Consider the following 14,002-nt stretch of genomic DNA (forward strand, 5'->3'; position numbering starts at 1 on the left):
TGCCGCAGCGCAGGCCCAAGCGCAAGATGGTGCCTCAGGTCAGCCCCGCCGCCGCCATCAGCCGCGCGGCCTCGGCCTCGGCCAGACGCTGGCGCCCTTCACCTGCAACCGGAACGCGACCTGGCTCAAGCATCAGGGGGGCCGCAAAGGGCGTCACCCGGTCCAGCCGGTGCAGGTCGATCCGACCCTGAACCCGCGCCAGCAAGGCCTCGATCCGTCCGAAATCGACAAGGCCCCGCATCGCTTCCTGCCGCGTGACCTTTAGCAGCAGGTGATCGGGGTCGAACCGACGCAGCGTGTCGTAAAGGATGTCCGACGAAAACGTCGCCTGACGCCCGCTCTTGCGGCGACCCTGATGCTGACGCTCGATCAACCCGGCAATGATAGCCGTGGCGCGGAAGGTGCGTTTCATCACCGCGTTTCCGGCAAGCCAGCTTTCCAGACCATCGCGCAGCCCGGCGGCCTCCAGCAGGGGCGCAGCATTCAGCACCGGCTCCAGCCCCCAGATCAGCGTGGCGTGGTCTGTCGCCACAAAGCCAAGCGGGGCCAGCGCCCGGTCTTCCATCCGCTTGGTCATCAAAAGGCCCAGCGTTTGCTGCGCGTTGCGCCCGGCAAAACCGTAGACGCAAAGGTGCTCGCGTCCCTCGTGCGGAAAGCTCTCGCACAGCAGGCGGTTGGGCTGCGGCAGGCCCGAGACCTCGCGCTGCAGGGCAAGCCAGCGGGCGGTGTGGGCGGGCAGATCAGACCAGCTTTCGTGCTGCAAAAGGTCAAGGATGCGGTCTGACAGCTGGGTTGAGGTGGCGAATTTCGTCCCGCTGAACACCGCCACGCGCGGATCGCGGCCGGGTTGCCTGCTGACTTCGACCGTCATTTCGCGCAAGCCTTCGTACCGCACGACCTCGCCGCCGATCAGGAAGGTGTCCCCTGCGGTCAGGGTGGCGGCGAAGCTTTCTTCAACCTCGCCCAATGGGGTTCCGCCCATCCGGCCCCTCAGCCGCACCTTCAGGGTTTCGATGTCAATGATCGTGCCAAGGTTCTGCCGGATCACAGCCGCCGTGCGCGGGTCGCGCAACTGCCAATGCCCGTTCCGCAGGATCAGGCGCTGCCAGCGATCATAGGCGCGCAGCGCGTAGCCGCCGGTTGCGCAGAACTCCAGACAGGCGTCAAAATCGGCGCGGGTCAGCCCGGCATAGGGGCCCGCGGTGGTGACCTCGGCATAAAGCGCATCGGCATCGAACGGGCCGGCGCAGGCCGTGGCCAGAATGTGCTGGCACAAGACGTCAAGCCCACCCGGCCCACGCGGCTCTCCATCCAGCGCACGGGCGCGGACGGCGTCGATTGCGGCGTGGCATTCGATCACTTCCCAGCGGTTTGCAGGCACCAGCAGCGCCTTTGACGGCGCGTTGTAGCGGTGATTGGCCCGCCCGATCCGCTGCACCAGACGCTTGACGTTGCGCGGCGCGCCAACCTGGATCACCAGATCCACGTCCCCCCAGTCGATCCCCAGATCCAGCGTTCCCGTGCAGACCACGGCACGCAATTGCCCGGCCGTCATTGCCGCCTCGACCTTTGCGCGCGCCTCGCGCGAGAGCGAACCGTGGTGGATGGCAATGGGCAAGCCGTCATCGTTCGCAAGCCACAGGTGGTGGAAGAAGATCTCGGCCTGCGCCCGCGTGTTGTGAAAGATCAACGTCGTCCGGTGCTGCCGGACCTGATCCAGCACCGCCGGGATCGCATGGCGCCCGCCGCCACCCGCCCAGGGAGGGGGATGGCCGGTCTCGAGCATGGCAATGTCCGGCGCGGGGCCGGGATCAGCCAGAAGGACCCGTGTGTCCTGCCCCAGAAAACGCCCGAGCGCAGGCGGGTCCTCGACCGTGGCCGAAAGCCCGACACGTCGCACGCCCGGCGCAAGCGCCGACAGCCGCGACAGCCCCAGCATCAACTGATCGCCCCGTTTGCTTTCGGCAATCGCGTGCAACTCATCCACGATAACCCGCCGCACCCCGGCAAAGATCCGCGGCGCCTCCTCATAACTCAAGAGCAGCGCAAGGCTTTCGGGCGTGGTCAGCAGGATATGCGGCGGATCAACCCGCTGCCTGCGCCGCTGCGTGGCGCCGGTATCGCCGGTACGGTCCTCCACCCGGATCGCAAGCCCCGCGCCCTCGATCGGCCGCAGAAGATTGCGCCGGATATCCGTAGCAAGCGCCTTCAGCGGAGAGATGTAGATCGTGTGCAAGCCCGGACGCGGGTCGCGCGCAATCTCGGCCAGCGAGGGCAGGAAACCCGCAAGCGTCTTCCCGCCGCCCGTGGGTGCTATCAGCAGCGCCGAGGGTGCATCCGCCTGATCCAGCATTGCGCGCTGATGCGGGTGCAGGTCCCAGCCCTGGGCATCCAGCCAGTCAGCCAGTGCATCGGGCAGTACATCGGGCAGTGCATCGGGAAGCGCGATCATGCTGGAAGGATAGGGTTTTTCCCACGCCCGGAAAGCCCAATTCATTCTGGCCCAACTACCTAGGGGGTTCGAGGCAGACCCCCGGTCTGCCCTTCGCCGGGCGCCGATCCTTCGGTCCAGATCCCCCGGTTCCGGATATCTCGGCAGGCGGGTCAAACCCTCAGGCTTGCATGACAGGCAGTGCACGGCTAATCCCGAGACATGAAACTTCTATTTCTTGGCGATGTGATGGGGCGCGCCGGTCGCGCCGCCATCATCGAGCGGCTCCCTGGCCTGCGGGCTGAGTGGGGTCTCGATTTCGTGGTGGTCAATGGCGAGAATGCCTCGTCCGGGGCAGGGCTGACGGCTGAACATGCCAAGGCACTGCTGGCCGCGGGGGCCGATTGCCTGACCTTGGGCGATCATGCCTTCGATCAGAAGGACATGCTCTCTATCATAGAGCAGGAGCCCCGCATCATCCGCCCCTTGAACTTTGCCAAGCTGGCACCGGGCAAGGGGCACCGGCTCTACTCGGACGCGCGCGGGCGCAAGGTGCTTGTCGCGCAGGTGCTGGGGCAGGTCTTCATGAAGCGGCCGTTCGATGACCCGTTCTCGGCCATCGACACCGCGCTCAAGACCCATCCACTGGGTGGGGTGGCGCAGGCGACAATCGTCGATATGCACTGTGAGGCCACGAGCGAGAAGATGGCGATGGGCCATTGGTGCGATGGACGTGCGAGCCTTGTTGTGGGCACCCATACCCATGTGCCTACGGGTGATGCACAGATCCTGCAGGGTGGCACAGCCTACCTGACTGATGCCGGGATGTGCGGGGATTACAACTCCATCATTGGCATGGAAAAGCTGGAGCCCATGCGGCGGTTTGTGACCGGCATGCCGAAAGAGCGGTTTACCCCCGCCAACGGACCTGCCACGCTGTCGGGCGTCTATGTGGAGACCGATGACCGCACCGGCAAGGCGCTGGCTGTGAAGATGATCCGCATCGGCGGTCGCTTGCAGGAAGCCCGCCCTTGATTGCGCAAAGGACAGGCACAGTCTTCCGCCCGTGCCACTATCTAAGGAGTTTCTTCCCTTTTCCGGCGCCTGCGCAGAAGATCCGGCACGAATCCTTTGCCAGATTGGCAAGAATTATCTACTAGGTTTGTCGAGTTTAAGGACGGGGGACGTATGCTCGGCATCGAATTGGCGCAGGAAACCCAGACCTACGTCGCCATCGGGATCATGCTCTCGATGTTCGCCTTGTTCGTGCGCGAGACCTTTCCGGTCGAGGTAACGGCAATCCTTGGCGCGGCGGCCATGATCTTTCTGGGCATCCTGCCCGAAAAGGAAGCGCTCGGCGTTCTGTCGAACAATGCACCCTGGACGATCGCCCTTATGTTCATGGTGATGGGCGGCCTGGTGCGCACCGGCGCTGTGGAAATGCTGATCGGCATGGTCGAGGCGCATGTCGGCAACCGGCCCAAGGTCACCATCGCGGCCCTGTTCATCTTTGTGGCACTTGCCTCATCGATCATGAACAACACCCCACTTGTGGCGGTGATGATCCCCGTCGTCATCCAGATCGCAGCCCGCATCGGAAGCGTGCCCTCCAAGCTTCTGATCCCGCTAAGCCATATGACCGTGCTGGGCGGCATGATCTCGTTGATTGGGACATCGACGAACCTTCTGGTCGATGGCGCCGCGCACAAGGCGGGTCTTGATCACTTTGGCCTCTTCGAGATTGCTCCCCTCGGCTTTGCGGTGGTGATCGTCGGCGGAATCTATCTTGCGACAATCGGGCGTCATCTTCTGCCCGAACGCCAGTCGATGGCCTCGCTTCTGGGTGATCGCAAGCGGATGAAATACTTCACCGAGGTGGCGATCCCCGAGGATTCGGTGCTGGTGGGCAAGCCGGTGCTTGAGGTGCAGCAGTTCAAACGCTCGGGCGTTCGGGTGATCGACGTGCTGCGCGGTGACCTGTCGCTGCGGCGCGACCTGCAATCGGCCGTGCTGGAACCGGGTGACCGCGTGGTGTTGCGCACCGAGATGACCGAGCTTCTGGACATGCAGAACCGCAAGGAGATGCGTCTGGCCGACAAGCTGTCGTCGGTTGCAACAGAGACGGTCGAGGTTCTGATCACACCGGGTTGCCGGATGGTCGGGCGGTCCCTGGGCGAGATGCGCCTGCGCCGCCGTTATGGCGTGTATGTTCTTGCGGCGCACCGGCGTAGCCAGAACATTGGCAGACAGCTGGACGAATTGGTCGTGCAGGTCGGCGACACGCTGCTTCTGGAAGGTGCGCTGGAAGATATCAAGCGACTGGCTGATGACATGGAGATGGTGGATGTCAGCCATCCCAAGCAACAGGCCTATCGCCGGGGCAAGGCCCCCATTGCGATCGGGGCGCTGCTGTTCGTCGTTGTCCTGTCGTCGCTTGAGGTGGCGCCGATCTACACGCTGGGCTTTTTCGCCGTCGCAGTCATCCTTCTGACGCGCTGCATCGACAGCGATGAGGCGCTTGGCTTTGTCGACGGGCGTCTGATGGCGATGATCTTTGCCATGCTGGCCGTGGGCGAGGGGCTGGACCGCTCGGGCGCGGTCGAGTTGATCGTGACCAATGTGCGCCCGCTGATGGAGGGGCTGCCACCCTTTGGCATGATCCTTGCGGTCTACCTGCTTGGTGTCATCCTGACGGAGTTTCTGTCGAACAACGCGGTTGCCGTGATCTACACCCCCATCGCGATAGAGCTTGCCCGCCAATTGGGCGTCGACCCGCGGCCCTTCGTGGTGGCGGTGATGTTCTCGTCCACCCTCGCCTTCGCGACGCCCGTGGGTTATCAGACCAACATGATGGTCTATGGGCCGGGTGGCTACAAGTTCCTCGACTTTACCAAAGTCGGCCTGCCTCTGAACATCATCACCTGGCTGGTCTGTTCGGCGCTGATCCCGCTGATCTGGCCGCTCTACCCTTGACGCGGAGAACACGCGCGATGCGAAGGCTGACCCGGACTGCGACCGTCGCCCTGAGCCTGACCCTTCTGGCGGCCTGCGGGGCATTGGATCGCAGTGCGCAACCGATCAGTGTGCGTCTGGACGCCGAGCGGCTCTATGTGCGGATGGATGATGGCTCGCGCTGCTCGGTTCCGCGCAAGGGCGATGCAGGTCGGTTTGAACGCTGCGGCGGTGGCATGGACTGGACGGTGGAAGAGCACGAACCGAATGTCCTGCGCCGCGCGCTTGAAAGCGGGCTGACGCTGGTGGGGGGGCAAGGTATCCTGTCGCCGATGGCCACGATCACCATCACGGCCGCTGATGGCACGCGCAACGTCTTTGAGCTGCCTGACCTGTCCGACCTCGACTGGTGAAATGGCCCGACGAATCGGGCTGCCCTTGCGGCCACCCCGATCCCTGCGCTATAGGCCCCCAATAAGCCGAAAACCGAAGGATCGGAGAGGGTCATGGCAGGCCATTCGAAATGGGCGAACATTCAGCATCGCAAGGGCAAGCAGGACAAGCTGCGCTCCAAGATGTTCTCGAAGCTGGCGAAGGAAATCACCGTCGCCGCCAAGATGGGTGACCCCGATCCCGACAAGAACCCGCGGCTGCGTCTGGCGGTGAAGGCCGCCAAGGCCGTGTCGATGCCCAAGGACGTGATCGAGCGCGCGATCAAGAAATCGCAGGGCGGCGATGCAGCCGACTATACCGAGATCCGGTACGAAGGTTACGGCGCGGGCGGCATTGCCATCATCGTCGAAGCGATGACCGACAACCTGAACCGTACCGCATCGAACGTGCGCAGCTATTTCACCAAGGCGGGCGGTAACCTGGGCCAGACCGGCTCGGTCAGCCACAGCTTTGATCGCGTGGGCGAGATCAGCTACCCCGTCTCGGCCGGCGATGCCGACACCGTCATGATGGCCGCGCTGGACGCAGGCGCCGATGACGTCGAATCCGATGAGGATGGCCACTGGGTTTACTGCGCGGTCGAAAACCTGTCCGAGGTATCGGACGCGCTGGAAAAGGCCTTGGGGGAATCGACAGAATCCAAGCTGATCTGGCGGCCGCAGACCCGTACCGAGGTTGATCTGGACACCGCACAAAAGCTGATGCGGCTGATCGACCTGCTGGAAGAGGATGACGACGTGCAGACCGTCACCCACAACTTCGACGTCCCCGAGGACGTGGCCGCGCTGCTGGAGTAATCAGCGCGCGCACTGAACGGATCAAGGCCCTCGCTTTGGCGGGGGCTTTTTCTTTTCTGGTGCAAGCAGCGTGCCCACCGCTGCTGCTTGCAGTGCCCGCGTCAGCCCGGCAAGCGCCGGGGCGGTTCGACGGGCGAACTGCCAGTGCAGCGGCACATCCAGCGGCGTGCCGGGCACCAACTCGACCAGTGCTCCGGCCTGCATATGGCTTGCGACCAGCGGCAGCGGGTTCATGCCCCAGCCAAGGCCGGCCAACGCACCATCGACAAAGGCCTGGCTTGAGGCCAGGCGATGTGTGGGAAAGGCGATCCCCGTCCCGACATTCTGGCGCATCCAATCTTCCTGAAGACGGTCCTTGTCAGAGAACGTCAGGGCCGGTGCACGGGACATGGCGTCGCGGCTGACCCCGTCCGGCAGCCAGCGTGCGACATAGTCGGGGCTTGCGGTCGCAAGATAGCGCAGCCGCCCGAGGGGGATCGTGTCGCACCCCTGCAGGGGACCCGGATGCGCCGTGATTGCGCCAGCGACCTCGCCCCGGCGCAGCCAGTCGTGGCTGACGTCCTGATCGTCGATCACGATATCAAAGAGCAGCTCCGGAACCGCCGCCAGCGCCGCGATGACCCAGGTTGCCAGGCTATCGGCGTTGACCGCAATGCGCACGGTTGTGGGTGCAGGGTCGGGCAAGGGCAGGGCAGCCTCCAGCAGCATCACCTGATCGAAATGCTGGATGAGGCGGAGCCCTGTTTCCGTGGCGGTGCAGGGCTGCGCGCGGCGGATCAGCAGGGCGCCGACGCGATCCTCCAGCGCTTTGATGCGTTGCGACACGGCCGAGGGTGTCAGCGCAAGCTCTGCCGCCGCCAGATCAAACGACCCGCGTCGATGCACCGCGACAAGCGCCTGTAGCTGGGGATAGTCAAGCATTAGTAGAACTTAATCGTGCAAAGAAACATTAACTGGATTTCACAGGCTGGGCCGCCATAAGTCAAGCATCAGTAACCCTTGACCAAGGATGATGGCGCCATGACGGGCGAGATGGATCTGAAACGGCTGCTGGCCGAGATGTCGCCGCAGCTGTGCGGGCTGGACTGGGGCTATGCCACGGCCCCGGCGGTGCCTTTTGGCGTCATGCCCTTTGCGACGGTGGCCGAGGATGAGGGGATGACCCTGATTGCGCCGATGGCCGATCTTGCCAAGGCCGGGCTTGCAGCCCAAGGGCCCTTTGCGCGGATCACCCTGACCATCCATTCGGCGCTTCAGGCCGTGGGCCTGACGGCGGCCGTCGCCGGGGCACTGGCGGCCGAGGGGATCAGCGCCAATGTGGTGGCGGGGTTTTACCATGACCATATTTTTCTGCCTGCAAGCGATGCCCACCGCGCCATGGCCGCCTTACGGAGGCTGACCGATGCTTGAGGCAGCCGTTGCAGGGTATCTGGTCGCATTGAGCCTGATTGCAGCCATCGGGGCGCAGAACGCCTTTGTCCTGCGTCAGGGGCTGCGGCGCGAACATGTGGGCATTGTGGTCGCGATCTGCGCGATCTCGGACGCGCTGCTGATCTCGGTCGGGGTCGGCGGCTTTGGACATATCGCGCAGGCCATGCCGATGTTCGCCACGGTCATGCGCTGGCTAGGTGTTGCCTTTCTTGCTGTCTATGGCGCGCAGCGGTTCCGCGCGGCCTGGCAGGGGGGTGAGGCGCTGATGCCGCGCGAAGGCAGCGCGGCCGCGCTCTCGCAGGTGGTGATGACCTGCCTGTTGCTGACCTGGGCCAACCCGCATGTCTATCTGGATACCGTGGTGCTGATCGGCTCGGTCTCGGCCCAGTATGCGCCCTTCGGTCTGGCGTTCGGCACTGGTGCGGCCATCGCGAGCCTGACGTTCTTCACAGCGCTTGGCTTTGGCGCACGGGCGCTTGCGCCGGTCTTCGCCCGGCCGTCCTCTTGGGTGGCGCTGGAGGTTGCGGTGGGCTGCGTCATGTGGGCGATTGCGGCGGGGCTGGCTTTTGGAATGCAGACCTGATGCGCGCAATTTGCCGAAAACTGGGGGCGAAGGCCCCGGTTTTGCCACAGCATGCGCGGCCCTTGCCGTGAAGTGTTAAGAACTGGCAAAGTTTGTTACCGGACCCTGAACCCGGGTGTGAAATCGGGTTCGGGGGGCTGGTGTGGGCCGCTTCGGTTATGTGGGCACGTTCCGTGCGGCCGCATCGCAATTGATTGCGGGTGTGGCCGAGATCGCGGTTCGGGTGGTGGATGGCGCCGTGCAGGTGTTCACCGCGACACGGGCGGGGGGCGGGCTACTATCCTTCACCCTTACCAGCACAGGGGACGGGCTTGCGCTTGTGGATCATCAAGTCACCGATGCCGGAACGCGCCTTTCGGCAGGGCCTGCGCTTTCGTTCCTGACCTATGACGGCACGACCCGCCTTCTGGTGACGGGCGGATACTCCAGAGCGCTAGGAGGCTGGAACCTCGGCGGCGATGGCAGCATGGGGGCGGGCTTTTCGCTGGCGCGGGGGCCTGTGGGGGTGTTCTCGGCGCATGATCAGTTCCGGCTGGGCAGCACGGATGTGATCGCGGTTGTGCGTGCCGGGGGCGAGACGATCGAGCTTTGGCAGTTGGGGGCCAAGAGCAGGCTGGCCAGGATCGGGCAGGCCGAGCTGTTCCATGACCGGTCGGATGCACAGGGTGTCGTGGCCCTTGCCGATGTGCGCGTCGGTGGGAACCTCTATCTGCTGAGCCTGTCGAATGCCGAAGAAGCGCTGCGTGTTTGGCGCATCTCGGATGCAGGCATGATCACCGCCGTCTCGCAGGTGGGGGCAGGCGCGGGCCTTGGGATTGCGGCGCCCACCGATCTGCAGGTCGTCCAAGCCTTTGGGCGCAGCTATGCGGTGGTCGCGGCCGCAGGGTCATCGTCGATCTCCATCGTGGCGCTGGACGATGATGGCCAGATGCAGCTGGCCGACCATGTGATCGATACGCGCGAGACGCGCTTCCAGTCGGTTCAGGCCGTGGCAGCGGCGCAGGTTGCTGCGCAGGTCTTTCTTTTTGCGGGTGGGGCGGATGGCGGGGTGCAGGCGTTTCGGATGCTGCCTGACGGGCGGCTGATCACGGCGGGGCAGGTCATCACCTCGGCCGAGGTGGGCCTGCAGCGGATCGTCGCGATCGAGGCCATCGTGATCAACGGGCGGATCGAACTCGTCATCGGGCGCGAGGGTGCGGGGATCGTGCGCTTGCGCTTTGATCCCGGCGATCTGGCGCCAATGACGATGGGGGGCAACGGGGATGACGCAATCTCGGGCGATGCGCGCGATGATCTGCTGTGGGGTGGGGCGGGCGATGATACGCTTTCGGGGGGCGCTGGCGATGATGTTCTGGTCGATGGGGCAGGTGCGGATATTCTGATCGGTGGCGAGGGCGCTGACCATTTCGTTCTCTCGGGCGACGGACAGGGCGACACGATCAAGGGGTTTGACCCGACCAAGGACCACATCGACCTCTCGGACTGGGGGCGCATCTATTCGGTTCAGTCGCTGGATATCTCGGAATCGGCCGGGGTTATCACGATCCGGTGGCGGGATGAGATTCTGGTGCTGCACCCGGCCGAGGGTGTGACGCTGCGCCCCTCGGACTTCTCGTCGGCGGGGCTCTTCGGGCTTTGGCACCTGACCACACCCAGCGTGATTGCCGGGCGCCGGATTGAGGGCACCGCCGCCGCCGAGACGCTGACCGGATTTGGCGGGGCCGACACCTTGGTCGGATCGGCGGGACCCGATCTGCTGATCGGGGGATCCGGGCGTGACGTGGCCGATTACGCGGAGATGACGGCGGGTGTCCGTGCCTCGCTTGCCGGCGGGCCGCAGGCGATGAGTGCCGGGCAGGCTGACCAATACGACTCGGTCGAGGATCTGCTGGGCAGCGGCTTTGACGATTGGCTCGCGGGGGATGACAGCGGCAACCGGCTGGGCGGGCGCGCCGGTGCCGACACCTTGCTGGGCGGTGGCGGTGCGGATCGACTGGTGGGTGGGACGGGGGACGATCTGCTGGCGGGTGGGGCGGGGGCCGATACGCTGGATGGCGGCGACGGGGCCGATACGGCAAGCTGGGCGGCCTCGGACACAGGCGTTCAGGTCGATCTGACATTGGGCCATGCCGAGGGCGGTGATGTGCTGATCGGGGTCGAGCATCTGCTGGGCAGCGATTTTGACGACACTCTGCAGGGCGACGCCCTTGGCAATGCAATTTCTGGCGGCGGGGGACGTGATCAGATCCGTGGCGGCAAGGGCAACGACACGCTTTCGGGTGGCGACGGCAACGACAGCCTTTTTGGGGAAAGTGGCCATGCCACGCTTTCGGGTGGGGCGGGGGATGACTGGCTGTTCGGGGATACCGGCAACGACGTTCTGCAGGGGGACGCCGGGATCGACTGGGTCGTTATGATCCACAAGTCGGGCGTAGAGATCGATCTGGCGCTGCAAGGGCCGCAGAGCACCGGTGGCGGTGGCATCGACAGCTTGTCCGGCATCGAGAATGTCATGACCGGGGCGCGGAACGATACCGTCTACGGCGATGAGGGCGCGAACACGCTGGATGCCGGGGCGGGCGATGACAGCCTCTCGGGTCGCGGGGGCGATGACTGCTTGCTGGGCGGTGCGGGCAATGACACGCTCTTGGGCGGCGATGGGCTGGATTGGGCGGCCTTCGCGGGCCCGGCCGCCGTGCAGGTCGATCTGCGCATCCTCATCGCGCAGAATACGGGTGAGGGGTTGGACCTTCTGAATGGGATTGAGGCGCTCGCCGGTGGCAGTGGCGCTGACAGCCTGACCGGGAATGATCTGGCCAACCAGTTGCAGGGAAATCAGGGCGCAGATCGACTGTCGGGCTTTGGCGGCAATGACACGCTGGAGGGCGGCGAAGGCGACGACGTAGTCCTTGGCGGAGCGGGCGATGATCTCTTGCTAGGGGGGCTGGGCAATGATCGCTTTGTCCTTGCAACTGGACAGGACACGGTTCTTGGCGGTCCGGGGCAGGACACCCTGGCAGTGACGGGCGAGGGCGGGCGACGGATCGTGCTTGGCACCACGACCAAGCAGCAGCTGACCGATGGGGGTGTGACGCTTCAATCGGTTGAGTGCATCATTGGGGCGGCAGGAAATGACCGGTTTACCGGAAGTGCTGCTGCGAACGGTCTTGCAGGGGGTGATGGCCGCGATGTGCTGCGGGGCCTTGGTGGCGCGGACCGTCTGAAAGGGGGCGCCGGTCACGACCGGCTGGAGGGAGGAGCGGGGGCCGACATCCTGTCCGGCGGCGCGGGGAATGACACCCTGATCGGCGGACTGGGCGCCGACCGCTTTGTCCTGAGCACAGGCCGGGATCGCGTGATCGACTTCTCGGCCCGCGCAGGCGACCGGCTTGTGATCGACGACGGCCAATTTCGCAACGTCTGGGGGCTGTCGTCGCAACAGGTTGTGCAGCGCTTCGGACGTGATCTGGGCGATCACGTCCGGCTGGAGTTCGGACACACCTGGATAGAGTTCTCGGACATCGCTTCGCTGGACACGCTGCGCGCCGCAATCGAGGTGATCTGAGCGCGGGCTCAGATAAAGGCGATATCGTCGCGCAGATCCTCAATCCGGCTGACGCCCTTCAAGACGATATTGTTGCCTGCCCCGAAATACAGCCTGACCGAACTGCCCAAATCTACTGCAGAGGCCAGAATATCGTCGATGCTGCGCGCCCCGCCACCCCAGAGATCGCGATCCAGAACCAGCGTGTCGATATCGTCTTCGAAAGCTGCGGCGCGGTCAGCACCACCCGTGAACTGAAAACGGTCGGCGCCAAGCCCGCCAATCAGGGTGTCATCGCCCGCGCCACCGCGCAGAACATCGCGACCCGCCCCTCCGATAAGCTTGTCGTCTCCGTCAAGACCCAAGAGTTTGTCATTGCCATCCCGCCCATCCATCATGTTGTCGACGGAATTGCCGGTCAGCCGGTCAGATCCTGCCCCGGTGATCAACTCTTCGATGATCGTGCCCCGGGCGATGTGCATGTTGTTGGTGAACCCGCCGACCGAGGAGAGCGTGTTCTGTCCAAGATTGATCTTCTGACCCACAGGGACGGTCGACAGGTCCAGCCTGTCAGTGCCGCCGGTGTCATAGATCGTCAGGATCATGTTCCCGCCCGACCAGACCCGTTCATCGACCCTGTCGCCATCGAACATCGCGCCGGACAGCAGGCCCAGATAGCCGCCAACATTGCTGTTGGCGCCATAGGTCGTATCGCCTGCCCGCACCTTGCCACCACCGCCATAGAGTTGCTGGATGGCGACGATATCGGCGGCCATCGCAGTGCCGACCGTCCCCCATGAGCCCTTGTAGTAGGGATTTCGCATGTCAGGGTTGCCGCTGCCTGCCATGAAATAGGACATGACGCTGAACAGGTTGCTGTCCTGCCGATAGTGCGCGTCATTGGCCCAATTCGCGGTGCCGTTGTAGTTACCGGCATGGCCAAGGCCAAGCGCATGGCCGATTTCATGGATGTAGGCCGTGAACCAGTAGGAATCGAGCGCCATGTCCGCCGAGTGGAAATCACGTCCTACATTTACCAGCGAATTCAGGATCCGGTGCCCGTCCCTATGTGTCGCGCCAGCCCAAGCGCTATCCGCGTCATCATTGATGAAACTGATCTGCGCCCCAGCATGATCTTGCCCCCCACGACTGGCCGAGAGCTTGTACTCGCCAACATCGTGGTAATACTTCGATCCGGCCTGCAGATAGAAGGAACCGGTTGCTCCGGCGGTAAAGGTGATCTGGCTGTTATTGGTGCCCGCATAGGCGTCATTATTTGTTGCAACGATGTTGCCAGCGGGGTTCCTAAGAACGAGGCGCGGGTCGTACAACCTGTCGTCACCGGACGGCTCAAGCGTGAAGGTGTAGGTCCGTCCTTCGACCAGCTTGACCTCGACCCAGTCGGAATCGCCAGTTTCGTGCTTGCCGTAGAACGCCCCGCCCAATGCTATCTTGTGCGCGGTGCCACGATTGGCGGCAGCGTCGAAGTGGCCTTCCTCGGTGATCTTGATCTCGGTGAACTCGATCCCCGTCACATCCGACCACGCGGCCAGCGCGGTCTTGGCGATGAACCGTTCATCCGCGGACAGGTCATGCAGATCAATCGTCAGCTCTCGGTCGGCACCCAATTTGAAGGCACGCCATTCGGAACCGGCCCACTCCCAATATCCATTGATCAGTTGATCGGCGATCTGGTTCAGCGAGTAATTCGGCAAACCGGGGCCTTGGGCGACGGTATTCATCTCTCCAGCCGTTTCATCGATCGATGACGAGGTGCCGGAGACACAAAGCAGGCACATGGAAACCTCTTA

Annotated in this window: 10 protein-coding genes; 7 read left to right on the forward strand and 3 right to left on the reverse strand. The window is 64.1% G+C overall.

The window, feature by feature from the left end; translation table 11 throughout:
• Nucleotides 1-34: 34 nt before the first annotated feature.
• A complete protein-coding gene (locus tag FQU74_RS11140; RefSeq protein ID WP_146286654.1) occupies nucleotides 35-2,452 on the reverse strand; it encodes a ligase-associated DNA damage response DEXH box helicase in 2,418 nt (805 codons plus the stop codon).
• Between the two features lie 201 nt (nucleotides 2,453-2,653).
• Here FQU74_RS11140 and FQU74_RS11145 point away from each other — a divergent pair, with 201 nt between their 5' ends.
• From FQU74_RS11145 to FQU74_RS11160, 4 genes are all read left to right on the forward strand, one after another.
• Nucleotides 2,654-3,466: a TIGR00282 family metallophosphoesterase gene (locus FQU74_RS11145; protein ID WP_146286537.1), complete on the forward strand. Its 813-nt coding sequence runs from the start codon at nucleotides 2,654-2,656 to the stop codon at nucleotides 3,464-3,466.
• A gap of 153 nt (nucleotides 3,467-3,619) precedes the next feature.
• Entirely contained in the window at nucleotides 3,620-5,404 is a 1,785-nt protein-coding gene (locus tag FQU74_RS11150) for an SLC13 family permease (protein WP_146286538.1), read from the forward strand.
• A 17-nt stretch (nucleotides 5,405-5,421) separates the two neighbouring features.
• On the forward strand, nucleotides 5,422-5,796 hold the full coding sequence (locus FQU74_RS11155; protein ID WP_146286539.1) for a hypothetical protein: 375 nt from the start codon (nucleotides 5,422-5,424) through the stop codon (nucleotides 5,794-5,796).
• A 93-nt stretch (nucleotides 5,797-5,889) separates the two neighbouring features.
• On the forward strand, nucleotides 5,890-6,633 hold the full coding sequence (locus FQU74_RS11160; RefSeq protein WP_146286540.1) for a YebC/PmpR family DNA-binding transcriptional regulator: 744 nt from the start codon (nucleotides 5,890-5,892) through the stop codon (nucleotides 6,631-6,633).
• A gap of 21 nt (nucleotides 6,634-6,654) precedes the next feature.
• On the opposite strand, the gene FQU74_RS11165 is transcribed toward FQU74_RS11160, so the two are convergent.
• On the reverse strand, nucleotides 6,655-7,554 hold the full coding sequence (locus tag FQU74_RS11165; protein ID WP_146286541.1) for a LysR family transcriptional regulator ArgP: 900 nt from the start codon (nucleotides 7,552-7,554) through the stop codon (nucleotides 6,655-6,657).
• A 78-nt stretch (nucleotides 7,555-7,632) separates the two neighbouring features.
• Between FQU74_RS11165 and FQU74_RS11170 the strand changes: the two genes are divergently transcribed.
• The 3 genes from FQU74_RS11170 (at nucleotide 7,633) to FQU74_RS11180 (ending at nucleotide 12,212) form a co-directional block, all read left to right on the forward strand.
• Nucleotides 7,633-8,043, forward strand: a complete 411-nt coding sequence (locus FQU74_RS11170; protein ID WP_229704364.1) for an ACT domain-containing protein — start codon at nucleotides 7,633-7,635, stop codon at nucleotides 8,041-8,043.
• Complete coding sequence (locus FQU74_RS11175) at nucleotides 8,036-8,647, forward strand: LysE/ArgO family amino acid transporter (protein ID WP_146286542.1); 612 nt, start codon at nucleotides 8,036-8,038, stop codon at nucleotides 8,645-8,647. The genes FQU74_RS11170 and FQU74_RS11175 overlap by 8 nt, the downstream gene beginning before the upstream one ends.
• Before the next feature lie 142 nt (nucleotides 8,648-8,789).
• On the forward strand, nucleotides 8,790-12,212 hold the full coding sequence (locus tag FQU74_RS11180; protein ID WP_146286543.1) for a calcium-binding protein: 3,423 nt from the start codon (nucleotides 8,790-8,792) through the stop codon (nucleotides 12,210-12,212).
• An 8-nt stretch (nucleotides 12,213-12,220) separates the two neighbouring features.
• Here FQU74_RS11180 and FQU74_RS11185 read toward each other — a convergent pair whose 3' ends face one another.
• Nucleotides 12,221-13,990 carry a M10 family metallopeptidase C-terminal domain-containing protein gene (locus tag FQU74_RS11185; protein WP_146286544.1) on the reverse strand — a complete coding sequence of 590 codons (1,770 nt, stop codon included), beginning with the start codon at nucleotides 13,988-13,990 and terminating at the stop codon, nucleotides 12,221-12,223.
• Nucleotides 13,991-14,002: the final 12 nt, after the last annotated feature.

This window comes from Gemmobacter aquaticus, from assembly GCF_007859075.1.
Taxonomy (GTDB): domain Bacteria; phylum Pseudomonadota; class Alphaproteobacteria; order Rhodobacterales; family Rhodobacteraceae; genus Gemmobacter; species Gemmobacter aquaticus.

Bases quoted from the DNA above. Each gene is read 5' to 3' on its own strand.
- FQU74_RS11140 (WP_146286654.1), bottom strand. From the start codon at position 2,452: ATGATCGCGCTTCCCGATGCACTGCCCGATGTACTGCCCGATGCACTG.
- FQU74_RS11145 (WP_146286537.1), top strand. From the start codon at position 2,654: ATGAAACTTCTATTTCTTGGCGATGTGATGGGGCGCGCCGGTCGCGCC.
- FQU74_RS11150 (WP_146286538.1), top strand. From the start codon at position 3,620: ATGCTCGGCATCGAATTGGCGCAGGAAACCCAGACCTACGTCGCCATC.
- FQU74_RS11155 (WP_146286539.1), top strand. From the start codon at position 5,422: ATGCGAAGGCTGACCCGGACTGCGACCGTCGCCCTGAGCCTGACCCTT.
- FQU74_RS11160 (WP_146286540.1), top strand. From the start codon at position 5,890: ATGGCAGGCCATTCGAAATGGGCGAACATTCAGCATCGCAAGGGCAAG.
- FQU74_RS11165 (WP_146286541.1), bottom strand. From the start codon at position 7,554: ATGCTTGACTATCCCCAGCTACAGGCGCTTGTCGCGGTGCATCGACGC.
- FQU74_RS11175 (WP_146286542.1), top strand. From the start codon at position 8,036: ATGCTTGAGGCAGCCGTTGCAGGGTATCTGGTCGCATTGAGCCTGATT.
- FQU74_RS11185 (WP_146286544.1), bottom strand. From the start codon at position 13,990: ATGTGCCTGCTTTGTGTCTCCGGCACCTCGTCATCGATCGATGAAACG.